The organism is Dokdonella sp. (assembly GCF_049593775.1).
Lineage (GTDB): Bacteria > Pseudomonadota > Gammaproteobacteria > Xanthomonadales > Rhodanobacteraceae > Dokdonella.
In genome coordinates this window covers 1-25,538 of sequence record NZ_JBAWHJ010000440.1, presented here as the reverse complement: position 1 = coordinate 25,538, position 25,538 = coordinate 1, and the positions used below count along the sequence as shown (strand labels likewise).

Below are 25,538 nucleotides of genomic sequence, written 5' to 3'. Positions count from 1 at the left end.
CCCAACTGCTCGACGACGATTTTCTTGACGCGTTCTTCGATAGTGCTCATAAGTCTCTTGTCTCCCGATGGGATCTCGTTTCGTGATTCGGATTGCGGAATGCCGGTGGCAACGCGCTAGGTCCGGGTTCCGCTACGCGGGAAATCTTCCTGCGAGGCGAGGCAAATTGTAGTTGAACATGCGGGCACCTGCTAGCGCCGGTCGTACTTCGGGGAAACTGCCCCCTGCATCCGGCCAAAAGGGCCGCCTTCCGGCTGCGGTCAGGCTCAGACAATGCCGTCGAAGCAACGTTCCCCGCCATTTTCCATGCGGAACGGGCCGAGACAGCCTCAGGCCATATGCATTCCGCCGTTGACATGGAGTGTTTCGCCAGTGATGTAGGCGGCCGCAGGCGATGCAAGGAAGGCTACGGCCTGGGCAATGTCTGACGGTTCACCGAATCGCTGGAGCGCAATCTGGCCCAGCAACTGTGCGCGCTGATCCTCGGCAAGTGCGCGTGTCATGTCCGTATCGATGAAGCCAGGGGCAACGACATTGACCGTAACGCCTCTGGAACCAATCTCGCGAGCCAGCGACTTGGAGAATGCGATGATGCCAGCCTTCGCCGCTGCATAGTTGGCTTGGCCGGGATTGCCGATCGAGCCGATGACGGATGCGATGCTGATGATGCGTCCCTTGCGCGCCTTCATCATGCCGCGAAGGACAGCCTTGGAAGTCCTGAATACCGAGCTCAGATTGGTGTTCAGGACCGCATCCCATTCTTCTTCCTTCATCCGAAGCAGCAACTGGTCTCGGGTAATGCCTGCGTTATTGACCAGAATCCCGATTGGCCCGAACTCTGCCGCCATTTCCGCGACCAGGGCTTCGACAGCCGCGCCATCATCGACATTGAGTACGCGACCTGCTCCGCCGAGCTTCTCCAGACGTGCCGTGATGGCCTTGGCGCCATCTTCGCTTGTTGCCGTTCCAACGACGCGTGCACCACGCGCTGTGAGTTCATCAGCGATTGCGGCACCGATTCCACGGCTTGCGCCAGTAACCAGCGCGACTTCACCTGCCAGCGATTCATTCATGGATAAACCTTCAAACGAGAAATGAAAATCAGATTGGGCTCAGGCCCAGGCGTCACGCGCAGCGTTGAGGTCCGCAGGGCTCCCCAGTGCACGCATGTCGATACTCTTGTCTATCCTCCGTGCCAGGCCGCTGAGCACCTTGCCAGGACCGCATTCAGCGAATCTTGTTGCTCCCGCTGACCTCAAGGCCTGCATGCATGCAGTCCAGCGCACAGGAAGATAGAGCTGGTGCACAAGCGCGTCGCGTATGGCCTGCGTTGACTCGTGTACTTTGGCATCAACATTCTGCACGACCGGGATGGAGGGTTCGCGCCACTCATAGGCGCTCATGGCTTCGCTCAGCCGGTTTGCCGCCTCGCGCATCAGCGGAGTATGCGACGGCACGCTGACCGCAAGCTTGACCGCCTTGCGCACGCCCGCATCAGCGAGTTTTTTCAGCGCGGCATCAACGGCCACCGCGTGGCCGCCAATGACGATCTGCCCAGGCGAATTGTAGTTGGCGGGTACCACAACGTGATCACCGGATACTTCCTCGCAGATGGTCTCGACCAGAGCGTCTTCCGCTCCTATGACCGCGGCCATTGCGCCAAATCCTTCTGGCGCCGACGCTTGCATGGCCTGGCCGCGAATGCGGACAAGATGGGCCGCATCCACAAGCTTCAGCGCCCCCGCAGCGACCAGCGCACTGTATTCACCCAGGCTGTGGCCTGCCATGGCCACGGGCATGGCACCGCCCCGGGATTGCCAAACGCGCCAGACCGCGACTCCTGCCGCAAGCAGCGCCGGTTGGGTATATTCTGTTCGATTGAGCATTTCCTCCGGACCGCCCTGACTGAGCGCCCACAAGTCGGTGCCAGCTCCCTCGGATGCTTCCACGAACGTGTGCTTGACGATTTCATGCTGATCGGAGAGATCGGCCAGCATGCCTACGGCCTGGGACCCTTGGCCGGGGAACACGAAAGCAATGGTATTGGTGTTCATATTCAAAGAAGGTTCCCCATCAGGTTCCAGCCCAGTGATCCAGCGTCATTGTCCATCGAAAACATGCCGGCCCAGACAATGACAGCGACCAGCGTATCACTGGCCAGAGTACGCAAAGTCCGCAGGGCCGATCGAATTTTTCCCTCGCTTCCGCCAAATGGCCAGAACAGGGAAACGAGCCTGCTCAACCTGTTGCCCGCGTCGAGCACACGACGGGTGACATCAGGATTCGCCCGATCAAGGCCCTTCTGCAACAGACCAGCCAGTTTGACGTGCTGTTCCGGATAGAATTTGGCAACCCCATGCACGAACATGAGCCAGTCGCGCGCCTGGGCAACGTCGCGGTGCATGACTTCGCCCGGGTCTTCTTCGAAGTCAAGAAAGCCGATGCATTCATTGCCGAACGTCATGTTGCGTGGCTCGGGACTGCCGAGATAGAGCCCTTTGGCATGCACGCCAGCGATGGCATCAATCGCCATGAAGACCAGATGATCGCGCTTCGCTTTGTCACTCCTGGCTTCCTTCAGGCAGCTTGACAGCGACACGCCAATATCTGCCAGCAGGAGAGTGGCCCGTCCCTGTCCCAGAATGTCGGGGACATTGACATCAGCCGCCTGCAGTTCCTTGACGCGACGGAGTTCATTGGAAAGGGCCCTGTCGCCGGAGTAGTGGGGCGGCGGACGCAATGGCTCAATTGAAAGACTGCGCGCAAGCCGGTCCAGAACACCCAGCGTGAAGCGTCGACGACTGCTGCCGTATTGCTTCAACCAGACCTTGCGATCATTCAACAGGAGTCGTCGCGCCATGACTGGCCTCCTCGAAGTTCGCCGCGAAGCGTACGAACGAGCTTCTCAATAGCGCAACAAGGCCGAAGCCCAGGTAAATCCGCCTCCGAACGCTTCCAGCAAGACATTCTGACCACGTTTGACCTTGCCCGAACGTACGGCTTCGTCGAGAGCCAATGGAACCGAGCCCGAAGAGGTGTTTCCGTGGCGATCCACGGTCACCACAACACGCTCCATGGGGAGCTTGAGACGTTTTGCGGTGGCTTCGATGATGCGCAGATTGGCCTGATGGGGGATCAACCAGTCCACCTGGGATTCGTCCATCCCGGCGGCTTCCAGTGTTTCTCCAACGATCCGATCCAGCGTCTTTACAGCAACCTTGAAGACTTCATTGCCGGTCATGATCACGCGCACGCCATGATTGGGCTCATCACGGAAGCCGGCTGAGACGCCTACGGGGTTGTACAGCAAATGCTTGTAGCCGCCGTCTGCATGCAGCTTGGTAGTGTAAATGCCTGGCTCTTCAGCTGCTTCGAGGACGACGGCACCAGCACCGTCGCCAAACAGGACACAGGTGCCGCGATCGCTCCAGTCGAGCATCCGGGTCAGCGTCTCCGCGCCAACAACAAGAGCCTTCTTCGACTGACCGGTGCGAATGAACGAATTCGCCACCCCGAGCGCGTAGACGAAGCCGGAGCACGCTGCGTTGACGTCAAACGCCGCGCATCCGTTCGCTCCGAGGCGATGCTGCAGCAGACACGCGGTGGACGGAAAAATAATGTCTGGCGTTGTGGTGCCGAGAACGATCAGGTCAATTTCCGATGCATCGACGCCAGCTGCTTCGAGGGCCCGGGTGGATGCGTGGAAGGCCAGGTCGCCGGTGGTTTCCCCATCGGCCGCCTTGCGGCGCTCACGAATTCCTGTGCGCGAACGAATCCATTCGTCACTGGTCTCGACGAATTGCTCGAGATCCTTGTTGGTGACGATGTTCTCTGGCAGGTAACTGCCCGTGCCCGCTATGCGTGAATAGAACAGGACCGATTCTCCCGAACAAAACGAAACGGCGGATCCCTCAGGGGCGTCCGCCGTCTGTGTGCTTCATTTTCCCGCAGTCATTCCGTATCGGCAACGGCGGTCTTTGTTTCGATGACCTTCTTGCCACGATAGTACCCGTCCTTGGTGATGTGGTGACGCAGGTGCACTTCACCCGAGGTCGGATCGGTGGCCAGTTGCTTGGGGCTCAGGGCATCGTGTGAGCGGCGCATGCCGCGTTTTGAGGGGGATTTACGACTTTTGGCAACTGCCATGACTACTCTCCAGATGAATCCAGCGGCTTGCATGCAAGCCCGTGTGATGTATCAATTCTATCGCGGTCTGGCCTGACGACCGCAACCGACAAATTCTCAGTGCTTGGTTTTCTTCAATTGTCCGAGCACGGCGAACGGATTCGGCGGCCGATCGATCTCCGGCACAGATCCGGAAGAAAGCGGAATCTGCTCCAGCGGCGCACCCGGGCTCAGCGCAACCAATGGCAAGGCGAGAATCAACTCGTCCTCGATGACGTCCTTCAAGCGCAACTGGCCATTCTCGACCAGCAACGCCTCATAGCCCTCGGGCAACGCGGCTTCTTGCCCCTCGTCCCGAATCAGCCCAAGGCGCTGGTCGATTCTGACGGGCTGCACGAATACCTGCATCGTGCGCTGACAAACCAGAGACAAGCCAGCATCGACTCTAAGGTCGGCGCAAGCAATGTCGAAATCGTCCTTGCCGAACTCGATCCGGTAGACCGCATCGCCAGTAGGCGCGGCCAGCAGACCGACTAGGCGCTCCATCTGCCTGAGGGGAATCGTCCCCTCAAACACGCGTCGGGCCTGCACCAGGCGCCAAGGATCAATACTGTCTGGCACGGTGTTTGGCATGGGCGCGCGATGGTAGGTGCGACCCCATCCAATGTCAAATGGAAAAGTGTCGCAAGCAATTGACTCGATGCGGAATTTTAGCCGATCTGGGGAAGAATTGCTGCCAGTGCCTGCAACCGGCAGACTTGAGCCCCCTCAGGAGATCTCGCCATTGATCGACTATCTACTCATTGCCGCCCTGCTATTGGCCCCTATTGCCATCGTGGTCTGGCTGCGTGAACGCCATCTGGGCGCGCGCACCCGCACCCTGCGCAGTGTGCTGGATCATGCCGATGCGCTTGAGCAGGGTTTGCAGGAATGCCGGGCCAGATTGCGTGAAATCCCGGCCCTCGTCAGTCACTTGCCTCCTTCGATTAGCCTGTCGGCCCACGCCACGCTGACCGCCGAACCGGAGGTCCAGGCGGCGCTGCACGACCTGCTCCAGCATCGATTGTGGTTGCGCCAGTTTGGCGCCGAGGCCTCACTCGGTGAACTGCGCTCGGCGGAGGCCGCCCTCGTTCACTCGCGTGAAAAGCTGGCAACCCAGCTCGAACGCCTCGGCGAAGTGCGCGAGGAACTGGCCGCTGCCGGCGCCGAGCTCGAGCTCCCTTCCGGTGAGTGACGCCATTCCCAGGATCGTCCTTGCGTCGGGCTCACGCTATCGGGCTGAACTGCTGCAGCGCGTGCTTGGAGATTTCATCTGCAGCACAACCGCGGTCGATGAAGCTCCGGACAGTGGCGAGTGCCCGCATGACACGGCCGCAAGATTGGCCAGATTGAAGGCCAGCTCCGCAGCCGCGCAGTTTTCCGACAGTCTGGTCATCGGCTCCGATCAGGTCGCCGATCTTGATGGCCTGGCGCTCGGCAAACCGGGAACAATGGAGCGAGCTCGCACCCAACTGGCCATGTGCTCCGGAAAGACCGTCGTTTTCCATACTGCTGTCTGTATCGCGGACAACCGGAACGGAGCCAAGTACTTCCATGAGGGCCTCGATACCACACGCGTTGTCTTTCGCAACCTGGGCGAAGCCGAGATCAGGCGCTATCTCGATCGTGAGACACCACTGGATTGCGCTGGCAGCTTCAAGATGGAACGGCTCGGCGTTTCGCTGTTCGAGCGCGTGGAAAGCGAGGACCCGACAGCCATCGTCGGCTTGCCCCTGATCATTCTGTGCCGCCTGTTGCGACGTTGCGGCCTGGTGATTCCATGACGGTTCACTCGCACGCTGACAACAGCCAACGCTAAACTGCAATCCGGGCCAGCCGCCCCTTCGCTACTAGCCCCAATGAGCCCAGACAATACGATGCCTGACTCCACCTCCCAACCGCTTCCCCATCACACACTTCTTGACGCAGACCTGAGGGATGCGCTCGCTCGCAGCATTGCCCAGGTCAACGGCATCCTGCTCGGCAAGAAGCAACAAGTCCGGCTGGCTTTCGTATGCCTGCTGGCGGGAGGCCATTTGCTGATCGAGGATTTGCCCGGAGTCGGCAAGACCACGCTCGCTCATGCCCTGGCGATCACTCTCGGGCTGGATTTCCACAGGGTTCAGTTCACCAGCGACCTGTTGCCATCGGACATCATCGGAGTCAGCGTCTATGAGCGCGACCCCGGCACTTTCAAGTTCCACGGCGGCCCGGTTTTTACCCAACTCTTGCTAGCCGACGAAATCAATAGGGCCACCCCGAAGACACAAAGCGCCCTGCTCGAAGCCATGGCCGAAGGGCAAGTCACCGTTGACGGGCATACTCACACCCTGCCCCATCCGTTCTTCGTCGTGGCAACCCAGAATCCTGTCGATTTTGCCGGCACTTATCCGTTGCCCGACTCCCAGCTCGACCGGTTCATGTTGCGCATGAGTCTTGGCTATCCGGACGCCGAATCCGAACGCGCCATGCTTTCCTCGCCTGATCGAAAGCAGTTGCTTGAAGGACTTTCGGCTTGCCTGACTGCCGCACAGATCCTGGCCTTGCGTTCGGCGACAACAAAAGTGCTGGCGAGCTCAGCCCTGGTTGCCTATGTTCAGAATCTGCTAGACGCCAGTCGGCGGCACGCGGAAATCCGGGTCGGACTCTCGCCGCGTGCAGGGCTTGCGGTTCTGGCCGCCGCCCGGGCGCATGCCTTGCTGGCTGGACGCGGCTTCGTAATCCCTGAAGATGTGCAGGCCGTATTTCCCTATATCGCAGGCCATCGACTGAGCCTCGGCTCCAGTGCAAAGGCCAGTCGCGCGACCCTCGTCGCGAGCCTGATCGAGTCCACTCCGGTGTGATGAGCGCCGACGGCGCAACGACTCCTTCCTGGCGACAGCGCCTGCTAGCCATCGCCGAGCGGAGGCTGCCCGCGCTGACACGTCTGCGTGCCGCCGAGGCATTGCCGGTAGCGCTGCACCGCAGGCGCATCTACGTGTTGCCCACGAGCTTCGGACTGGCTTTCGCCGTCCTGCTTGTTGTCATGCAACTGGGTTCGCTCAACTACGCCAACAATCCCGCGTTGTTGTTGACCTGCATCCTCGGTGCGGCTGGCTGGATGAGTCTGTTTGCCGGATTTCGCACTTTGGCCGGGCTGGAATTGCTCGGTTTGAATGCCGCAGACTGCCACGCAGGTGATGTTGTCGAAGTGCAATGCCGTTTCGCGGCATCACAACGTGCCCGGCCCGGGCTTCAACTCAGGTGGAGTGGCGCGCATCGTTGCTTCGCCATGCCGGCCACACAGCCTTTCAGTGTCGGCATTCCATTGCCGACCCGGCGCCGCGGTTGGCTGCGCCCGGGAAGGATGAAACTCTGGACCGAGCAGCCCCTGGGCTTGTTCGTGGTCTGGAGCTGGATCAACCCGGACCTGTCAATTCTTGTCTATCCGGCCGTCGAGGCGGATGCACCACCCCTGCCACTGGGGGCTGGCGGACATGGCGAGCGCGCAACTCCCGGTGATGGCGATGAGTACTCAGGGCTGCGCGATTACCGAAGTGGAGATCCGCAACGACGCATAGCCTGGAAAGCATCCGCTCGGCATGACGCCTTGCTTGTTCGCGAAAGCGAGAGGCAAATCGATGACAACGTGCATCTGGACTATGCGCGGCTGGGAGGATTGGATCCGGAATCCCGAATCAGTCGCCTGACAGCGTGGGTGCTTGCGGCCGAGGCAGCCATGATCAGTTACACCCTGTCGGTTCCAGGCCAGACCCTTGGCCCCGGCCTGGGAACCCGGCACAAGCACGCATGCCTGCGCACTCTGGCCTTGTTGCCTGATGCGGCTTAGCACGCACCAGTTCAACCTGCTTGCCATCACCGCCTTGCTGGCGGTGCTCGCGCACGCGGCTCGCTTGCCGCCATGGCTGATTGCGGTGCTTGCGCTGATCGCACCACTGCGCATGATCAGCCGCAGTCGCGGTGGCAAGCCCATATCCGCCTGGTGGCGCGTACCGATGGTTGCGGCCCTGTTCGCCGCGATCATCCTTCACTACGGCAACTTCTTCGGCCGCGAGCCCGGCAGTGCGCTGGCCTGCGGACTGCTGATGCTGAAGCTGCTCGAAAGCGAACGCATCCGAGACGCCCGTGCAGCTCTTGGATTCTCCGCCTTTGTCCTCATGAGCGCCTTGCTCAGCACGCAAACCATCAGCTTTACCTTGGTACTCTGTGCCAGCCTGATCCTGTTGCTGGCTTCGCTCAACGCGCTACAACCTGCCCCTGTCGAGCCTTCCAGGCCATTGCGCGGCGAGCTTCGCACGGGCGCACTTCTGTTTGCTCTCGGTTTGCCTCTGGCCCTGGCTGCCTTTCTGTTCATACCAAGGCTGGGCTCGCCACTCTGGGGATCGCCAGGCGCGGCAGACGAGGCGCGTACGGGACTGAGCGACAGCATGTCGCCAGGTTCGATGACCGAGCTCCTGATCGACGACACCCCTGCACTCAGGGCCACGTTCAATGGGCCGCCCCCTGCTCCATCGAAGCGGTACTTCCGCGCAATCGTCCTTTGGGACTTCGACGGCCGGACCTGGAGTCGCGAGGATGGCTTCCCGCAACGGGTACTCGAACCCGTTGATGCTATTGCGGAAGAAGTGATCCAGGAAATCACTCTGGAGCCCACTGATCGCCCATGGCTGGTTGCTCTCGATGTGCCCCTGGAGACACCCGAAAGAACACGCATGACCAGGGACCGCACACTGATCGGGCGAAACCGCAATTCCCAGATCAGGCAATATTCGGTGCGCTCCGCTATCGACTACCGGCTCGCGTCCGCTCTTGAAGATTCGGATCGCAAGCGTGCCCTGCAGCTTCCCGAAGGATTCAATCCGGACGCCGTCGCTCTGGCAGACCGCTGGCGTGACGCCGACCCTCGCCCCTCATCCATCGTCAACCGCGCGCTTGAACTGTTCGGCGAACAATTCACCTATACCCTGGTCGCTCCCCCGCTGGGTAGAAACAGCGTTGACGACTTCCTGTTCAACACGCGGGCGGGCTATTGCGAACACTTCAGTTCGGCTTTTGTGTTCCTGATGCGTGCAGCGGGTATTCCTGCCCGCGTCGTCACCGGTTACCAGGGGGGCTGGTGGAATGAGGCTGGCAGTTACCTCCTGGTCCGCCAATCCGACGCACACGCCTGGGCTGAAGTGTGGTTGCAGGATCGCGGATGGGTCCGGATTGATCCAACTGCGGCGGTCAACCCGGCACGCATCGAAGTCGGTGGTTCATCAGCCAATGGTGAGCAGGCCTGGTTTGGCAACGCATGGCTGCTCGAGATGCGAAACCAGTTCGACCTCGTCAATCGCATGTGGACCCAGACGATCGTCCAGTTCAATGCCCTTCGTCAGAAAAGTCTGCTGGCACCAATTGGCATCTCCGAGGCGCGACAAGGCGACCTGCTGCTGGCGTTGAGCATCGTCGTGACTATTGTGCTCTTGATCGCTACTGCCTGGGTTATGCGATCTGGAAAGAAGCGGGATGCAGACGCACTCGACAAGGCGTGGAACCAGTTCCGACGGAAAGTCTCGCGGCATGGGATCCCTCCGCGACTCGATGAAGGTCCGCTGGCCTGGCTCATTCGGATGAAGCTTGAAATAGAGGATCCTGGCACAAGAACCCGAGCCGAGCAGATCGTGCGTCTCTACGTGCAGCTGCGCTATGCCCAGTCTGTTGCCGAAAAGACTCAAATTTCTTCACTGTCACGGGAAATTCGGGAATTCCGCTTGCAAGGCAAGGTCAGAAAACAACGACAACGCGTTCGGACAGCAGCCGAGGAATAGCCTTAAGCTAGGGTCCGATCGGACACTTCCGGAGAACACTCATGCAGCGATTCCTATTTCTGTGTTGCATCACGGCCATGCTCGGAGCGTGCGTCACCGTTCCCGTGCCATTGAAGGGACAATTCTCCGAGGTGAATCCCTCACAGGTGGCAGACAGTGGCCAGGCTGGAGAATCAGTGCGCTGGGGCGGGGAGATCATCAAGGTGACCCCGGGTGAATCCGCGACCTGTTTCGAACTGCTGTCACGTCAACTCGACGCGAAGGCGCGACCACGACCGAGCGATTCGAGTGATGGTCGGTTCATTGCCTGCCGGGCCGGATTCTATGATCCGGAGGTCTTCGTCAAAGGCCGTGACCTGACCATCACCGGCAAGGTCGAGGGTACCGAGAAAGGTCTGGTTGGCAAATTCGATTACACCTATCCACGCGTCGCTGCCGACACGATCTACCTTTGGCCAAAGCGCCCCCTGATCATCCAGACGGACGACCCCTGGCCCTATGCCCCCTACTGGGGCGGCTTCGGGCCATATTGGGGTGCGGGTTTCTGGGGCCCCTGGTGATCCCCGGATTCAGGCGGCCGACCTGATTCGTCGATTGTTCCCGCGCCAGGCGGACACCCGGATGCCCCAGTCATCGCCGACTGCCTGTCCGGGCAGCTGATTCAGCCGGGTGGCCAGTGCATCTGACGCCCACCCAGCAGATGCAGGTGCAAGTGATAGACCGTCTGCCCGCCGTGGCCATTGCAGTTGATGACGCAGCGGTAGCCATCTTCGGCCAATCCTTCTGCCCTGGCATAGCGGGTTGCTGCCAGCACCAGCTTGCCAATGAGAACGGCATCAGCGTCCTCAAGGTCATTCAGCGTGGCAATGGGACGCTTGGGAATGAACAGGACGTGGGTGGGTGCCTGCGCATTGATGTCACGGAAGCCGATGACTTCGTCGTCCTCGTGAACGATATCCGCAGGGATCTCGCGGCGGATGATCTTCGAGAAAATGGTGTCTTCCACGGATTACTCCTCGACAGGCTGTTCAAGTTCACTAGCGCGCGCCAGACTCAAAACGAAACGGCACGGCAACGTGCAGTCTACACGTAGCAAACGTGCCTCCTGAGGCACTTCCTCATGCGGTATCGTGCCGCTATCAACAGCCGGCTAAAGCAGGGACTGCCTGCCACCGAAAGCATGGGCCAGCGTGCCGCGGTCGATGAATTCAAGTTCACCGCCAAGTGGCACGCCATGGGCGAGGCGACTCGCGCGCACGCTGGCCGCGCGCGCGAGCTGGGAGAGCATATGGGCGGTTGCCTCGCCTTCGACAGTGGGATTGGTCGCTACGATCAGCTCTTCCACTTCGCCCTCCGCCAGCCTTGCCGCGAGAAGATCCAGCCCGAGTTCTTTCGGACCCAGCCCGTCCAGCGGCGAGAGCCTGCCCAGCAACACGAAGTAGTAACCGCGATAGCCGGTAGCCTGCTCTATCGCCATCTGGTCAACCGGCGTTTCGACAATACACAACAGCGCCTTGTCGCGCGACGCGTTGGTACACAGCGAACAAACCTCCTGCTCGCTGAAGCCACGGCAGCGTCGGCAATTCCCGACTTTCTCGATCGCCAACGCGAGCCGCTCGGCAAGTCGTCGGGCGCCTGGCCTGTCACGCTCCAGGACATGAAAAGCCATGCGCTGGGCGCTCTTCGCCCCGACCCCTGGAAGACAGCGCAGGGCCTCGATCAGATCGCTCAACAGGGGTGAGCCGGTACTCAAAACGGCATCTTGAACCCGGGTGGAAGATTCATGCCGGAAGCGAGTCCGCCCATGCGCTCCTTGCTCTGCTCTGCAACCTTGTTCACTGCATCATTGAAGGCGGCGGCCACCAGATCTTCGGCCATTTCCGCATCATCGGCGAACAGCTTCCGATCGATGTTGACCCTGCGGACTTCGTGATTTCCGCTCATGAGCACGCTGACGAGGCCGCCGCCGGACTGGCCGGTCACTTCCAGTTGGGCGAGCTCTTCCTGGGCGCGCTTCATTTCTTCCTGCATGCGCTGCGCTTGTTGCATCAATCCGGCAAGTGGGCCTTTCATTTCATCTCTCCAGTGGGCGTACCGAATCGCTGATGATTCGGGCACCAAATGTGTCTATCAGGGACTGTACCGCCGGGTCGGACTGCAAGCCATCGCGGGCTTCCTGTCGGCGGGATTCGTGGACCTTGGCCAAGGTATCGGCAGGACTCTCGGCACCATCCGCCGCGCGCTCGATGCGAACACGCACAGGCCGACCCAGCGCAGCTCCAAGCCGCTTCCCGAGCAGGTCCAGCAATGGCTCCGAAGCGAACCCTTCATGCGCCGCCTTCAGGCCAAGGCGCAACATGTTGCCATCGACGCCAAGCAATACCGTATGCAGACCCAATTGCCCGACTGGCCCCCCCAGTTCGCATCGTTGCAGCAGTCCCTGCCAGTCATCGATCACCAGTGGTCCCGTTTCGACTGCGGGCTCGCGGATTTCGTTCCTGGGCTCGGATACCGGTTTCGGATCGCTTGCGGACTCGACTGTCGGCGGTGAGACCGGCCTCGGGGCTGCCGTCCTGGTCACGGGAGCTGCCGTACTACCGAGTTGTCGCGTTGATCCACTCGGATTGCTGACTCCTCCCGCACTGTCCTGAGGCGCGAACGCGAACATGCGCAAAAGCGCCATCTCGAAGCCGACACGCTGTGTCGGCGCCAGCGGAAGGTCACGCCGCGCAGTGAGGGCAATCTGATAGTAGAGCTGGACTTCGCGCGGATCGATCTGGCCAACGAGGCCGGCAACGGAAGCATCTTCGTCAGGCTGCATGCCTTGGACCAGCTGATGCACCTGGATGCGATGCAACAGGCCAGCCAGCTCGTCGAGGACTTGGGCAAAGTCCGGCGCGAATTCCGCGATCCTGTTGATCTCCTCGAAAAGCCTGCCGCTATCGTGTGCAATGAGCGCTTCGAGCAGCTCGCGAACCCTTGCGCGCTCGACAGTGCCCAACATGGCGTGCACATCAATCGCTGCCAGGCGCCCCCCGCCGTGGGCAATCGCCTGGTCGAGCAGTGACAATCCATCTCGCAGCGACCCGTCCGCTGCACGCGAAAGCACTTCAATGGCCTCGCCCTCGAATTCCACGCCCTCCGCGGTGAGGATATGGCGCATCTGGCCAACGATCTGCTCGGCCGTCAGTCGCTTCAGGTTGAACTTGATGCAGCGTGAAAGAACCGTGATCGGCAGCTTCTGGGGGTCGGTCGTGGCCAGCAGGAACTTGACGTGCTCGGGCGGCTCTTCCAGAGTCTTGAGCAAGGCATTGAATGCCGCCTTTGACAACATGTGCACCTCATCGATCAGGTACACCTTGTGCCTGCCCCGCCCCGGCGAATACTGGGCGTTGTCGATCAGCTCCCTGACATTGTCGATGCCGGTATTGCTGGCCGCGTCGATCTCGAGCAGGTCGACGAAGCGGCCTGCGTCGATATCGGTGCAGATGGCGCAGGTGCCGCATGGCGTGGATGTCGGACCCGTCTCGCAATTCAAGGACTTGGCAAATATCCTGGCAATTGTCGTCTTGCCCACGCCACGGGTTCCCGTGAACAGGAAAGCATGATGAATCCGCCCCTCATCAAGCGCGTGTGACAGCGCGCGAACCACATGTTCCTGCCCGACCAGCTCGGAGAACTGCCGGGGGCGCCATTTTCGTGCAAGGACCTGATACGACATGGTGACTTCCGGGGAGTGACCCCCGATTGTGCCAAGTTATCGAGGGCCTGACCAAACCTGTTGATGACACGCTTGTTTGAAACTGGCATGCCTAGTATCCTCCGCCGCCCGCCAGAGCTGCTGTGAATCAGGGTTCAGGCGGAGTTTGAGATTGCGGAGAGGTGTCCGAGTGGTTGAAGGAGCACGCCTGGAAAGTGTGTAAGCGGCTAAACCCCGCTTCGCGGGTTCGAATCCCGCTCTCTCCGCCAGTTTCAGGTATTGAAAAATCGCACTGCGGCGCAACGTAGCGGTGCCAAATCGCTTTATGGTGGCCTCGTCTGTCCCCTCGCGACGATAGCTTGTGAACTCCGCCAGGTCCGGAAGGAAGCAACGGCAGCAAGCAACTCGGGTGCCGGGGTGTGGCTGGCGAGGCTGCCACTCTATTCCAGAAATCATGAGCAACTGTCGGCAAGCAGCCGTCCCTGGAGCAGTTTCCGGCCTGGCCATCCTTGGCCGGTCGCTCAGCCCCGCATGCGTTGTCCGATGCCATCGCATGGCTCGACGCAGTGTTCGCACGGACTTCCTGTCTGAAACCGCACCAGCCTTGCGCGATTCGCCCTGCTCGATGGTTGGCTTAGCGCCGGCCTCGGTATCACCGTACAATTGAGGATGATTGTCTGGCGCCCGGTAGCATGACGCACGCCAGTGAATCGACAACCTTGAATCTGGTGTTACCGGATCTGATGAAAGCTCTTTCGAAGCGTCGGGCTGGACCATGAATTGGCGGTTTCAAACGGCCTGTCTTTTTCCGGTGCTCGTGGTTGTGGCTTTGGCCGGCACAGTCAAGGCTGAAAGCGCGAATCATGCCGAAGGATTGCGGGCGCCACAGTACTTTGCAGAAGGTGCGCAACAACTCCTGGTAGTGCCTCGCCTTCTTGGTGGCGGGCTGGGTGGGCCACGCGCCGAGCTCGTTGTCGTGCGTGTTGACGCCCACTTGATGCAGGCTTTGCGTGCGTCCGGGCCAGCAAGGCTTGCATGGCGGCGCGTGGCCCAGGTCGCTTCCACGCTTGGTGACAGGACCACGCTGATGCAGGCCCTCGAGCAGCAAGCTGAAATGGCACTCGTGCTCAGCGACTACGACGACTCACAGAAGTTGGCCCACACTCTGCTGTTTACGGCACGTCAGGCAGGATCGGCGGATTTCGAGTCGGCGGCGCATGGATATATCGCAGTGCTCGCCCGTCGGCGAGGTGATCTGGATACGGCTCTCGAGCAAAACATGCTCGCCATGCGACTGCTGGGCGAGGAAGGCAGCGCCTTTCGACGCGCGCTGATGCTGACCAACCTTGGCACCGTCTACCGCGATCGCGGAGACTTTGCTCGCGCGCTTGAACTGCAGCTCCAGGCTCTCGAGATCCGCGAGCGAATCGGGGATGCCCAGGAAACCAGCCTTCGCAACATCGCCCTGCTCTATCGGGAAATCGAGGATGAAGCGATGTCGCGCAAGTACTTCCAGCGCGCGCTTGAGAGTGTGAATCGACAAATCAGTCCGGAAACCTACGCTCCCATCCTTGGCAGCTATGCGAGCCTGCTCAATGACGTCGGTGACCACGACGTCGCATTGGCAGCGGCCAATGAGGCGCTCGGCATCGACGTTGCGCTGGGCAATCGCGCGAAACAGGGGCTTGAGCTGCTCGAAGCCGGCCGAGCCCAGTTCGGGCTGGGACAAACGGTGGAGGCGGCTGAGCTGCTTGAATCAGCCCTGGAAATTGGTCGCGAACTCAATCAGCGCGAAATCGTCGCTCGCTCCCTGCTGCACCTTGCCGAAATCAATCAGTCCCAGAGCAATTCCCTGCGTGCCCGCGGAATGATTGACGAGGCAATTTCGGGACTGGAGGCCGCCATGCTGCGTCCGCAACTGGTCCAGGCCTACTCGGTACGCGAAAAAATCGCCCTGGCCGAGCACGATTTCGCAGCTGCACTGCGCTACTTGCGCCGTCACGGCGAACAGCGAGAATTACTGCTCGGCACGCGTGCCAGCCGACAACTCAGCGACCTCAAGACACGTCATGCCCGCGCCGAGTCGGAAAAGGATCTCGCCCTTTTGCAGAAAGGCAATGAGCTGCAAGCCGAAAGGCTCGGCAAGCAGGAAATCCAGCGTCATATGGGGATGGTGGTGTTGGCCGGACTCTGCCTCGCGTTGTTGCTTGTCATCTGGCGCTTCAGAGGCGTGAATCGGCTGAACAACGCGCTGCTTCTGAAAGGCGAGCAGCTCGATGCGAAATCGAGGGCCCTGGCCAGTGCCAACCGGCAACTTGAGGAACGCGCGACTGCGCTTTATCAGGCTTCAATTCGCGATTCGCTGACAGGCGTATTCAATCGTGGCCATTTGCGCGAGCGACTGGAGCGAAAACTGCACGTCTGCCTCGACAGACACCGCCCCCTCGCCGTACTGATGATCGATTTCGATTCATTCAAGCTGGTCAACGATCAACTCGGGCATCTGTTTGGAGATCGCGTTCTCGTGGCTGGAGTTGCAGCCATTCGCAGCCAATTGGCCGATGGCGATCTGCTCGGCCGTTTCGGCGGCGAAGAGTTCGTGGTTCTGCTTGAAGGCGAGCGTGCCGAAGACGCGGAAGACATCGCAGATTCGATTCGATCACAAGTTCAGAGTTCGCTTGCGGGCATGGACACCAGGGGCATTATCGTCACGGTCAGTATCGGACTGGCACGTCTGGCTGATCTTTCTGGCAACCCACAGCCTGGCGTGGATTCTCTACTGGATGCCGGAGATCAGGCCATGTATGCGGCCAAGGCTGCCGGGCGCAATCGAGTCGCAACCCTTTCCCGCATATCGGGCCCGGTCGAGTCGTTCATCCATGGGTAGTCAGGTCGCCATAGGCGGTGGCGGCATGCAGTGCATTGGCGGTTATCTGTCTCACGCGAGAACTGCACCCAAGGGCGGTATCGTCGTGGTGCAGGAAATATTCGGCGTCAATTCGCATATTCGCAGTGTGGTCGATCAATTTGCCGCGAGTGGATATACGGCAATTGCTCCCGCATTTTTCGATCATCTGGAGACAGGTGTCGAGCTCGATTACACGACAGCCGGCATCGCACGCGGCCGCGACCTCACCAGCGCACTCGAGGTGGAAATGGTGATGGCCGATGTGGTCGGTGCTGCCGATACCATCCGATCGGCCGGTCCGATTGCTGTGGTCGGATATTGTTGGGGTGGTACCGTTGCCTTGTTGGCTGCAGGTCGTCTCGGCATGCCAGCCGTGAGCTACTACGGTGCACGCAACGTTGCGTATCTGGATGAGGGCACTCGCGCACCCGTGCAGTTTCACTTCGGTGAACGCGACTCCTCCATTCCCACGCAGGCAATCCAGCGTCACCGGGACGCCTTGCCTGATTCCGAGATCTTCGTCTACCCCGCCAGCCACGGGTTCAACTGTGACGCGCGCGACGACTACGATGAGGCCAGTGCGGCGTTGGCGTACCAGCGCACGCTGGATTTTCTGCAACGAACCCTGGGAGCCGGATCATGACAACCGCGTTCATTCTCGATGCGCGACTCGCCGCCGATTCACATCCTGTGGCGCGATTCGAACTCTGCGATGTTCGCTTGATCGATGACAGCCTTTACCCATGGCTCATCCTTGTTCCCAGGCTTCCCGGCTTGCGCGATCTCATCGATTTGGATCAGTCCCGGCGACATCAACTGGCAGACGAAGTGGACCGTGCATCACGACTCCTGCGCGACGCGTACCGACCCGACAAGCTGAACGTTGCCGCCCTGGGCAATGTTGTCGTTCAACTGCATGTGCATGTCATCGCCCGTTTCGAAACTGATCCGAGCTGGCCATCACCGATCTGGGGGCGCGTCGAGTCCCGACCCTATAGCGCAGAAGCGCTACTGGAACGCGTGGTTCAACTGCAGGAGCGCCTGGCTGCGTGAGCAAGCCGTTCACGATCGAGGCGCTGGGAGAAAGTGCACTGCTACTGCGTCTGGGTGACTCGCTGGATGAGGACACCAACTCGCGTGTGCATGCTCTGGCCGAGCAGGTCCGACGCCAGGCCCCGCCCTGGCTCCTGGAAGTCGTTCCCGCGTTCTCCAGCCTCGCGCTATGCATAGATCCGCTTGCGTTCCCGATCGACATGGTTCCATTCGACGCGGTCCGCAAATGGTTGAACGAAACGGCTTTGGACAAAGTGAGAACTGAGTCCGTTCAGGCCACACGCTGGCATGAGATTCCAGTGCGCTACGGCGGTGAATTTGGCCCCGACCTCCAACAGGTTGCCGCACACTGCGGGATCGACTCTGCTGAAGTAGTCCGTCGCCATACGGCGTCGACATACCGGGTTGGCATGCTTGGCTTCGCGGCTGGATTTCCGTATCTGCTGGGCATGGACCTCAAGCTGGCCATGCCACGACATGCGACGCCACGCACTCGAGTCGCCGCGGGCAGCGTTGGCATTGGCGGTACGCAGACAGGAATATATCCGCGTCAGGGGCCGGGAGGCTGGCAAATCATCGGGCGCACCGAATTCTGCCTTTTCGATCACGAACACGATCCGCCTGCCGCCATTGGTCCCGGCGATTGCGTGCGCTTCGTCGAGAGTGGGCACGAGACTGGCAGAAAGCAATGAGCATTCACGTAATTTCGCCAGGCTTGTCGAGTAGTGTCCAGGATCGGGGCCGCGCAGGCTATCGACACCTTGGCGTCTGCCCGGCCGGAGTCATGGATGCCTATTCGGCAAGCGTCTCCAACTGGCTGGCTGGCAATTCGCACAACGCACCCATTCTTGAAATCACCCTGAGTGGTCCAAGCCTGCTGTTCGAAACAGGCGCAATCATTGCCATATGCGGCGCTGTGATCGATGCCCATGTCGGAGATGTCGCCATTCCGTGCTGGCGACGTATTGTTCTTCCCGCTTCAAGCATCCTGCACCTGGGTCCTTGTCGAAAAGGTGCCCGAGCCTATCTCGCCATTCAGGGCGGCATCCAGGTCGATCCGGTACTTGGCAGCGCGAGTACCGACCTGCGATCCGGATTCGGCGGATTGCATGGACGAGTACTCGCAGCGGGCGATGAGCTGGCGATCCTCGATACCGGTCACAACGAATCCCAATTGCATGTCGATACACGTTGGGTGGATCCATCGGACGACCTTGATCTGGGTTCGCCCGCACGTATCCGTGTCTTGCCGGGTAGCGACCCGCTGATCAATCCGGATGCGCTTTGCAAAGCGGAATGGACGGTCGAGGCAGCCAGCAATCGACAGGGGCTTCGCCTGAGCGGAACACGATTGGCGATCTCTTCCGACAGGGAGCGCATTTCGGAGCCGGTCATGTCAGGAACTGTCCAGTTGCCACCCGATGGACAACCGATCGTTCTGATGGCCGACGCCCAAACCCATGGTGGATACCCTCGAATTGCACATGCCGTCCTCGCCGACCAGCCCCGACTGGGCCAACTCAGGCCCGGCGAGCGATTCCATTTCGTTGCCTGTTCGCCGATCGAAGCGCAGCGAGCCTTGCACGCGCAGCAACAGCGGCTGGCACGTATCAGGATCGCGATTGACGGCTGACCCGAACACGGTCGACGGATTGCAGCAACGTCGGTGAAGCCCTAGTCTGGCCGTCCCGCATAGTTGGAGTTGTTCGATGGCTTGCATCCGCACAGTATTGTCCATCACCTTGCTCGGCGTTCTACTGGCCGCATGTCAGCCAAACTCGACACCGGCACCAAAGACCGAGCCTGAGCCGGCCAGGGAAACGCAAGCTCCGGATCCGGGTATTGCCTGGCAGGCTGCCGTGGACACCTTCATCAATGGTTTTTTCGAGCGCAACCCGGTATTCGCTGCAAGCTCCGGAAAGCATGAATTCGACGGCAGGCTGCCGGACTACAGCCCGCAGGCACTGGCCGACAACGCCAGTTGGCTCCACGCACAACACGACGCAGTGGCCGCGTTCAAGGATGAGCAACTCGACAAACAGCAAAGGTTTGAGCGCGATTACGTGCTTTCGATGATCGACAGCCAGCTCTTCACGCTTGAGGATTCCGGCTTTCCGTATAGCAACCCGATGTACTACGCAGGTGACTTGTCGCCGAGCATGTACCTGACCCGACCATACGCTCCCCTTGCTCAGCGCATGACTGCATTCGTCAGCTATCTCGAAGCCCTGCCGCTTGCAATCGATCAGATCCGCACAAACATGCGCCCGCCACTGCCGGCAACCTATGTCGAACTTGGCATCAATACTTTCGGAGGCTACTCGCGATTCTTTGCTGAAGACGTTCCGGCGATCTTCTCCGAAGTAGACGATGCCGACTTGCAGGCGCGTTTCAAAATCGCCAACGAAAATGCCATCAAGGCAACAGGCGAAATGTCGGACTGGTTTACCTCACTCAAACCCGAGGCAACCCAGGATTTCGCGCTCGGTGCTGAAAAGTTCAGCCGCATGCTGAGGATGAATGAACGGGTCGACTTGCCACTTGATCAGATCAAGGCTGCTGGTGAAGCCGACCTTTCACGCAATCTTGCATCGTTGAAATCCGCCTGCCATGAGTACGCACCTGGCGAAACCCTGAAAAGATGCGTCGACAAGGCTGCGAGCAACAAGCCCGAAGGCGGCGCAGTCGAAGGGGCGCGAGAGCAGCTGGCAGGATTGCGCAGCTTCCTTGTCGAAAAGGATCTCGTAACCATCCCCGGCACCGAAGAGGCGAAGGTCGAAGAAGCCCCACCGTTCAATCGCTGGAATTTTGCCTACATTGAGATACCCGGTCCCTACGAGACCAACCTGCCTTCGGTTTACTACATTGCACCGCCCAATCCGGATTGGCCGAAAGCCGAGCGCGAGGCCTATGTTCCGGGCAAGGCTGCATTGCTGTTCGTTTCGGCACACGAAGTCTGGCCAGGTCACTTCCTGCAGTTCCTGCACGCCAACCGTTCCAAGTGGATTTTCGGGCGCCTGTTCGTCGGCTATGCATACGCCGAAGGCTGGGCGCACTACACCGAAGAAATGATGTTCGATGCAGGGCTCGACGGCGCCACACCGGAAACCCACATCGGCCAGCTGACCAACGCATTGTTGCGCAACGTGCGCTATCTGTCGGCCGTTGGGTTGCACACGGGCGGCATGAGCCTGCAGGAATCCGAACAGATGTTCCTCGACCAGGCATACCAGGATCCGGGCAACGCGCGCCAGCAGGCCGCACGTGGCACCTACGATCCGGGTTATCTGAACTACACCCTTGGCAAGCTGATGATCATGCAGCTGCGCGAAGACTGGACTGCAACCCGTGGTGGTCGTGAGAGCTGGAAGGCTTTCCACGATGAATTCCTGAGCTATGGCGGCCCTCCCATCCCTCTCGTGCGGGCGCAAATGCTCGATGGCGAGATCAAGACCAGCTTGTGGCAGGCGCCTGCGCTTGGGCCACCCGCCAACTGAGCGCGCCTCCAGTGAACCGCCGCATCGATTTCAACTGTGACCTTGGCGAAGGTTGCGGGAACGATGCGGCGATCATGCCTTTCATCAGCTCGGCGAACATCGCCTGCGGGGCGCATGCCGGTGATGACTCGAGCATGCGTGCGACGCTGCGTCTATGCAGGCAGTTCAATGTATCCGCAGGTGCGCATCCGGGATTTGCCGATCGCAAGCATTTCGGGCGGCGCGAACAGCCATGGAACGCGCTCGATATCAACGCCCTGATCGGCGAACAATTGCGACGACTGGCTGACATCGCGGAGACCGAAGGCGTGGATCTCCATCACGTCAAACCTCATGGGGCCTTGTACAACCAGGCAGCGCGTGATCCCGACCTCGCAATCGCCGTTGTCCAGGCGGTACGCGAATTCGACGAGAAACTGATCCTGGTCGGATTGTCCGGCAGCGAGCTGCCCAAAGCAGGTCTGGGTGCCGGCATGCGTGTTGTGCACGAGGCGTTCGCCGACCGTCGCTACATGGCGGATGGCAGCCTCGCTCCGCGAAGCCAAGCCGGCGCGGTAATCGTCGAACACGGCGATGCGGTTGACCAGGCCCGGACAATTGTCGTCCAGGGACACGCCATCACGCTGGAGGGAAAGAAACTGGCCATGCATGCCGATTCAATTTGCCTGCATGGCGATCGCGAAGATGCAGCCGAGTTTGCCAGGCTTCTGCATCAGGCGCTGGTCGAGTCGCAAATTTCGATACTGGCTCCTGACCCGAGCTGACTATTTCGGCGCGCATCCCGCGCAACTTTCCATCTCACCGGGGAAGCAGATCGCGTCTGAAACATCGAAGCTCCACTACGCATTCGAGCCATTGCGTCATTCAGTCTGCCTGCCGTAAATCATCCGGGTTAGCATGTGGCTTGAATTCGCGAATCGGGGAGGCGCATGCCCGCAGACATCAATTACTGGCCCCTGCTAGGGGTCGCCGTCGTCGTCGCAGGATTTGCGATGCGGCGCAATCCTGTTCTGGTTGTAGTCATCGCCGGACTCGTCAGTGGACTTGCTGCAGGGATCAGCGTCCCGGACCTTCTCGCCCTGCTCGGCAAGACGTTTGTGGATATTCGCGTGCTTCTCCTGTTCCTGCTTACCCTTCCCGCGATCGGCCTGCTCGAACATTTTGGCTTGCGCGAGCGGGCACGCAGCTGGATAGCGGGATTCCGCGGCCTGACCCTGGCGCGCTTCCAGATCAGCTACCTGGGTTTGCGCCAGATGCTGAGCATGATCGGGCTCAACCACGTTGCAGGACATGCGCAGACCGTGCGGCCACTGGTCGCGCCCATGAGCGAAGCTGCGGCTGAACGCAGCCTCGGACCGTTGACCGAGGACGAACGTGCCACTGTCCGCGCCAGCGCAGCTGCAACTGACAATGTCGGCCTGTTCTTTGGCGAGGACGTATTCATGGCCTTTGGTGCAGTCCTCCTCATCCAGGGCTTCTACAGTCGCAACGGCATCGAACTTGAACCGCTGTCGATTTCCCTGTGGGCGCTGCCAACCGCGATCGCCGCATTCATCATCCACTCCATACGCACGCAACTGCTGCAGCGCCGCCTCATGCGTGATCGTGTTAGGCGGGATGCCAGCGAGGCCGATCGATGATTCTCGTCGAGTATCTCTACTGGCTGGTCGGCGCTTTCCTTGTAGCGGCAGCCTGGCTCAATATGCGCGAGCGCCGATGGATCATGGCTTCCTTCTGGCTCGTGCTTTCCGGACCTTTCGTTTTCGGGCAGTACATCGCCGCAGCCACGGAGCGCGGCAACGAACTTCCTGCCCAGATCATGGGTGCTGGTGTGGTCCTGCTTGGCCTCTTGGCTGCGTTCAGCAAACTGGGGCTTCAGGCAGAGCCAGCTGGCGACAAGGAACGTCGTGAACTCGACGCGGGGCGTTTTGGAAATCGCCTGTTCATTCCAGCACTCGCCATTCCGCTGGTCACCCTGCTCTTCTATGTCGAAGCCCGTTACGTGTCCTGGGATGGTCATCACCTGCTTTCCTGGAACGGTACTCCGTTGCTCGATCCCACGGCGTTGACGCTGACGTCCCTCGGCCTCGCCAGCATCATCGCCATGCTGGCTGCATTGCACGTCACCAAGGCCCGCCCCATGCAGGCCGTACTCGAAGGACGGCGCCTGCTCGACTCGCTAGGCTGGGCCGTGTTGCTGCCAATGATCCTCGCGACACTCGGTGGCGTATTTGCGGCCACTGGTGTCGGGGAATCCATTGCCGCGTTGACCAGTGCGATCATTCCCATCGACAGCCGAATGGCCTGCCTGCTCGCATTTGCTTTCGGCATGGTCGTATTCACGATCATCATGGGCAATGCGTTTGCCGCGTTCCCGGTGATGATGGCGGGCATCGGCTTGCCATTGCTGATCATCCAGCATGATGCCGATCCGGCCATACTCGGTGCCATCGGAATGCTTACCGGCTACTGCGGGACCCTGCTCACGCCCATGGCGGCGAATTTCAACATCGTGCCTGCCGTACTGCTTGAGCTGCCCGACCAGTACGGCGTGATTCGTTCGCAGATACCGACCGCTCTGGTCCTGATGCTCGTCAACGTGCTGCTGATGGCCGTGCTGGTGTTTCGATGAACGTTCTGATCCTGGGGTTTGAGCCGTTCGAAGATGAGACCATCAACCCGTCGATGGAGATCGCACTCCAGCTCGATGGCGAAATCATTGCCGGACACGCGGTGGTAGGCGCAATCCTGCCGGTGACGTTTACCGATGCGCCAGCAGTCCTCGCGGAACTGCTGGATCGTCATCAGCCAAGAATGGTCATTGCACTGGGACAGGCCGGAGGCCGGGCCGAGATGGCGCTGGAACGCATCGCCATCAATCTCATCGATGCACGCATTCCCGACAACAGCGGATTGCAGCCCGTCGATACTCCGGTACTGAATGGCGGGCCTGGCGCCTATTTTTCCAGCTTGCCGGTCAAGCTCATCAAGTCCCGCCTGGATGCACTGGGAATTCCCTGCGCACTCTCACTCAGCGCGGGGACTTTTGTCTGCAACCAGGTTTTCTACTGGCTCTGCCATTTGCTGGAGACGGAACATCCTTCGGCACATGGAGGATTCATCCATGTCCCATGGCTGCCCGAACAGGCTGATCTGCATCCGGGGCAGCCCGCAATGCCCCTGGAATCGATGGTGCTGGGCGCGCGTGCGGCAATCGAATCTGCCCTGACTACAGAGACGGACTTGAAAGTGCCTGGCGGTTCGACGTACTGATCGACACCCAGGTGTTTCGAACCGGATTCAGCAGCCTGCGTCCTTGCCTGTGGCGGGCACAACCTCGACGATCAGCTCCCCCGTCGAGACGTACGGAAGATTGGACTTGATGGAATTGGTCTCGTAGTAGAAACCATTCTTGCTCGGAGCCTTGATCTTGTCGCGCGGTTTGGACTGGAAATACTGGCCGACCGCTGCCGAAGGCGTGGCCAGGGCCAATCTGCGCACCTTTTCCATCGGAATGCAGGCGAGCAGGCGCGTCGGCCTGAACGGTCGGATATCAATCTGCAATGAATCGACCTCCCTGGACTCGCGCACGTTGCCGTCGTCGTCGAGCACATAGAGGATTGGCTTGAATGCCGAATTGCCGCGACCCTCGGGATTGGGGCGGGAGATGACTTGCAGGCGAACGGCAACATTCGCGTATTCGCGCGGAAGCTCCAGTTCGCGGTAGCGGCTTTTGCCCTTGGGGAATTCGCGCTGGTCCGCGTTTGCGTCAATGCGAACGCGTTCCGGTCGCTCAAGATCCAGCACCACCACGCCCTCGTCAGGCGCCATGAGGACTCTTGAACTGTCCGCCCTACCGCCGAAAAGACGATCGGTCCATTCGGCAAGAGGGTTGCCTGCCAGTGCCTCGCTGGTGCTGATGAGGGCAATCAGGCAGAAACTCCACCCGACCAGGCGCAACGTGGCATGCCAGCCGAAGGTGGCGCCTGGCATTCGGAGCGCCGTCCAGGCGCTCACGGCCAGCGATTGCGCGGGTGGCTCAGTCCTTGACCAGCGGCTCGACGTCCCTGCCCTGCTGCGTGAAGGTCTCAAGTTGCAAGGTTGTGCCAATGCTGGCAATCGAATTGCGCTGTTCGTCCGTCGCCTTGGTGCTGCTCTTGCTTCCATCCCTAAGTATGATCGCTGTTATATTCTTGGTCTCCTTGAGTTCACTCAAGTAGCCAAAAAGTTCAGCCTTCCCGAACGTGTACCCATCGACCTGGTAGCGGTCGTCCTTGGCCGGTTTCACGGTGATGCGGCCATCCTTGATGCTTCCTGCGTGGACCGCTCCCGCCATGAACATGCCGAGCAGAAGGACGACGAGCGAAGTACGGAACTTGGTGGTCAGGGTTTTCATGGGGTGCACC

The 25,538-nt window shown here is 60.2% G+C and carries 28 protein-coding genes, 1 tRNA gene and 1 other RNA gene; 18 read left to right on the top strand and 12 right to left on the bottom strand.

The genetic code is table 11. The features are described from left to right. Positions 1–329 precede the first annotated feature (329 nt). From fabG to WBP53_RS15260, 6 genes are all read right to left on the bottom strand, one after another. Complete coding sequence (fabG, locus tag WBP53_RS15285; RefSeq protein ID WP_423930441.1) at positions 330–1,073, bottom strand: 3-oxoacyl-ACP reductase FabG; 744 nt, start codon at positions 1,071–1,073, stop codon at positions 330–332. Positions 1,074–1,112: 39 nt separating this feature from the next. After that, on the bottom strand, positions 1,113–2,054 hold the full coding sequence (gene fabD, locus WBP53_RS15280) for an ACP S-malonyltransferase (protein WP_423930445.1): 942 nt from the start codon (positions 2,052–2,054) through the stop codon (positions 1,113–1,115). 2 nt (positions 2,055–2,056) lie between these two features. After that, complete coding sequence (locus WBP53_RS15275) at positions 2,057–2,860, bottom strand: serine/threonine protein phosphatase (RefSeq protein WP_423930439.1); 804 nt, start codon at positions 2,858–2,860, stop codon at positions 2,057–2,059. A gap of 45 nt (positions 2,861–2,905) precedes the next feature. Then, the gene (locus WBP53_RS15270) at positions 2,906–3,874 is read right to left on the bottom strand and encodes a beta-ketoacyl-ACP synthase III (protein ID WP_423930443.1); all 969 of its coding nucleotides are present in this window, start codon (positions 3,872–3,874) and stop codon (positions 2,906–2,908) included. Positions 3,875–3,951: 77 nt separating this feature from the next. Continuing rightward, positions 3,952–4,146: a 50S ribosomal protein L32 gene (gene rpmF / locus WBP53_RS15265; RefSeq protein WP_423930437.1), complete on the bottom strand. Its 195-nt coding sequence runs from the start codon at positions 4,144–4,146 to the stop codon at positions 3,952–3,954. Positions 4,147–4,242: 96 nt separating this feature from the next. Next, positions 4,243–4,758: a YceD family protein gene (locus tag WBP53_RS15260; protein ID WP_423930435.1), complete on the bottom strand. Its 516-nt coding sequence runs from the start codon at positions 4,756–4,758 to the stop codon at positions 4,243–4,245. A gap of 151 nt (positions 4,759–4,909) precedes the next feature. Here WBP53_RS15260 and WBP53_RS15255 point away from each other — a divergent pair, with 151 nt between their 5' ends. The 6 genes from WBP53_RS15255 to WBP53_RS15230 all read left to right on the top strand — a co-directional run bounded on the left by WBP53_RS15255 (position 4,910) and on the right by WBP53_RS15230 (position 10,534). After that, complete coding sequence (locus WBP53_RS15255) at positions 4,910–5,359, top strand: hypothetical protein (RefSeq protein WP_423930433.1); 450 nt, start codon at positions 4,910–4,912, stop codon at positions 5,357–5,359. Next, positions 5,352–5,948, top strand: coding sequence for a Maf family protein (locus WBP53_RS15250; protein ID WP_423930431.1), 597 nt, complete (start codon positions 5,352–5,354; stop codon positions 5,946–5,948). Before WBP53_RS15255 ends, WBP53_RS15250 begins: the two co-directional genes overlap by 8 nt. 93 nt (positions 5,949–6,041) lie before the next feature. Further along, positions 6,042–7,007, top strand: a complete 966-nt coding sequence (locus tag WBP53_RS15245; protein WP_423930429.1) for an AAA family ATPase — start codon at positions 6,042–6,044, stop codon at positions 7,005–7,007. Then, positions 7,007–7,993: a DUF58 domain-containing protein gene (locus WBP53_RS15240; protein ID WP_423930427.1), complete on the top strand. Its 987-nt coding sequence runs from the start codon at positions 7,007–7,009 to the stop codon at positions 7,991–7,993. Before WBP53_RS15245 ends, WBP53_RS15240 begins: the two co-directional genes overlap by 1 nt. Continuing rightward, on the top strand, positions 7,983–9,974 hold the full coding sequence (locus WBP53_RS15235) for a transglutaminaseTgpA domain-containing protein (protein ID WP_423930425.1): 1,992 nt from the start codon (positions 7,983–7,985) through the stop codon (positions 9,972–9,974). Before WBP53_RS15240 ends, WBP53_RS15235 begins: the two co-directional genes overlap by 11 nt. A 41-nt stretch (positions 9,975–10,015) precedes the next feature. Continuing rightward, positions 10,016–10,534, top strand: coding sequence for a Slp family lipoprotein (locus tag WBP53_RS15230; RefSeq protein ID WP_423930423.1), 519 nt, complete (start codon positions 10,016–10,018; stop codon positions 10,532–10,534). A 101-nt stretch (positions 10,535–10,635) separates the two neighbouring features. On the opposite strand, the gene WBP53_RS15225 is transcribed toward WBP53_RS15230, so the two are convergent. From WBP53_RS15225 to dnaX, 4 genes are all read right to left on the bottom strand, one after another. After that, positions 10,636–10,980 (bottom strand): histidine triad nucleotide-binding protein, encoded by a 345-nt coding sequence (locus tag WBP53_RS15225; RefSeq protein ID WP_423930421.1) that lies wholly within the window; start codon positions 10,978–10,980, stop codon positions 10,636–10,638. A gap of 144 nt (positions 10,981–11,124) precedes the next feature. Continuing rightward, positions 11,125–11,727 (bottom strand): recombination mediator RecR, encoded by a 603-nt coding sequence (recR, locus tag WBP53_RS15220; protein WP_423930419.1) that lies wholly within the window; start codon positions 11,725–11,727, stop codon positions 11,125–11,127. Next, positions 11,724–12,047 carry a YbaB/EbfC family nucleoid-associated protein gene (locus WBP53_RS15215; protein ID WP_423930417.1) on the bottom strand — a complete coding sequence of 108 codons (324 nt, stop codon included), beginning with the start codon at positions 12,045–12,047 and terminating at the stop codon, positions 11,724–11,726. Before WBP53_RS15215 ends, recR begins: the two co-directional genes overlap by 4 nt. Before the next feature lies 1 nt (position 12,048). Then, positions 12,049–13,695 carry a DNA polymerase III subunit gamma/tau gene (gene dnaX / locus WBP53_RS15210; protein ID WP_423930415.1) on the bottom strand — a complete coding sequence of 549 codons (1,647 nt, stop codon included), beginning with the start codon at positions 13,693–13,695 and terminating at the stop codon, positions 12,049–12,051. A 155-nt stretch (positions 13,696–13,850) separates the two neighbouring features. Between dnaX and WBP53_RS15205 the strand changes: the two genes are divergently transcribed. The 12 genes from WBP53_RS15205 to pcp all read left to right on the top strand — a co-directional run bounded on the left by WBP53_RS15205 (position 13,851) and on the right by pcp (position 24,405). Continuing rightward, positions 13,851–13,943: transfer RNA gene (locus tag WBP53_RS15205), tRNA-Ser, on the top strand. Positions 13,944–14,009: 66 nt separating this feature from the next. After that, an RNA gene (gene ffs, locus WBP53_RS15200) (signal recognition particle sRNA small type) lies at positions 14,010–14,106 on the top strand. 379 nt (positions 14,107–14,485) lie between these two features. Beyond that, the gene (locus WBP53_RS15195) at positions 14,486–16,561 is read left to right on the top strand and encodes a diguanylate cyclase (protein WP_423930413.1); all 2,076 of its coding nucleotides are present in this window, start codon (positions 14,486–14,488) and stop codon (positions 16,559–16,561) included. Next, the gene (locus WBP53_RS15190; RefSeq protein ID WP_423930411.1) at positions 16,554–17,225 is read left to right on the top strand and encodes a dienelactone hydrolase family protein; all 672 of its coding nucleotides are present in this window, start codon (positions 16,554–16,556) and stop codon (positions 17,223–17,225) included. The genes WBP53_RS15195 and WBP53_RS15190 overlap by 8 nt, the downstream gene beginning before the upstream one ends. Further along, the gene (locus tag WBP53_RS15185) at positions 17,222–17,635 is read left to right on the top strand and encodes an HIT domain-containing protein (RefSeq protein ID WP_423930409.1); all 414 of its coding nucleotides are present in this window, start codon (positions 17,222–17,224) and stop codon (positions 17,633–17,635) included. Before WBP53_RS15190 ends, WBP53_RS15185 begins: the two co-directional genes overlap by 4 nt. Then, the gene (gene pxpB, locus WBP53_RS15180) at positions 17,632–18,327 is read left to right on the top strand and encodes a 5-oxoprolinase subunit PxpB (RefSeq protein ID WP_423930407.1); all 696 of its coding nucleotides are present in this window, start codon (positions 17,632–17,634) and stop codon (positions 18,325–18,327) included. The genes WBP53_RS15185 and pxpB overlap by 4 nt, the downstream gene beginning before the upstream one ends. Next, positions 18,324–19,268, top strand: a complete 945-nt coding sequence (locus WBP53_RS15175; protein ID WP_423930405.1) for a biotin-dependent carboxyltransferase family protein — start codon at positions 18,324–18,326, stop codon at positions 19,266–19,268. The genes pxpB and WBP53_RS15175 overlap by 4 nt, the downstream gene beginning before the upstream one ends. Before the next feature lie 76 nt (positions 19,269–19,344). Beyond that, a complete protein-coding gene (locus WBP53_RS15170) occupies positions 19,345–21,132 on the top strand; it encodes a DUF885 domain-containing protein (protein ID WP_423930403.1) in 1,788 nt (595 codons plus the stop codon). Further along, positions 21,096–21,896, top strand: a complete 801-nt coding sequence (gene pxpA, locus WBP53_RS15165; RefSeq protein ID WP_423930401.1) for a 5-oxoprolinase subunit PxpA — start codon at positions 21,096–21,098, stop codon at positions 21,894–21,896. Before WBP53_RS15170 ends, pxpA begins: the two co-directional genes overlap by 37 nt. Positions 21,897–22,061: 165 nt before the next feature. Beyond that, positions 22,062–22,772: a DUF969 domain-containing protein gene (locus tag WBP53_RS15160; protein WP_423930399.1), complete on the top strand. Its 711-nt coding sequence runs from the start codon at positions 22,062–22,064 to the stop codon at positions 22,770–22,772. After that, on the top strand, positions 22,769–23,764 hold the full coding sequence (locus tag WBP53_RS15155; protein WP_423930397.1) for a DUF979 domain-containing protein: 996 nt from the start codon (positions 22,769–22,771) through the stop codon (positions 23,762–23,764). Before WBP53_RS15160 ends, WBP53_RS15155 begins: the two co-directional genes overlap by 4 nt. After that, entirely contained in the window at positions 23,761–24,405 is a 645-nt protein-coding gene (pcp, locus tag WBP53_RS15150) for a pyroglutamyl-peptidase I (RefSeq protein ID WP_423930395.1), read from the top strand. The genes WBP53_RS15155 and pcp overlap by 4 nt, the downstream gene beginning before the upstream one ends. Positions 24,406–24,432: 27 nt before the next feature. Here the strand turns inward: pcp and WBP53_RS15145 are convergent, their stop codons facing one another. After that, complete coding sequence (locus tag WBP53_RS15145; protein WP_423930393.1) at positions 24,433–25,125, bottom strand: hypothetical protein; 693 nt, start codon at positions 25,123–25,125, stop codon at positions 24,433–24,435. A gap of 46 nt (positions 25,126–25,171) precedes the next feature. Next, positions 25,172–25,538 (bottom strand): hypothetical protein (locus WBP53_RS15140; protein WP_423930391.1); only part of this gene is annotated, 367 nt, incomplete at its 5' end.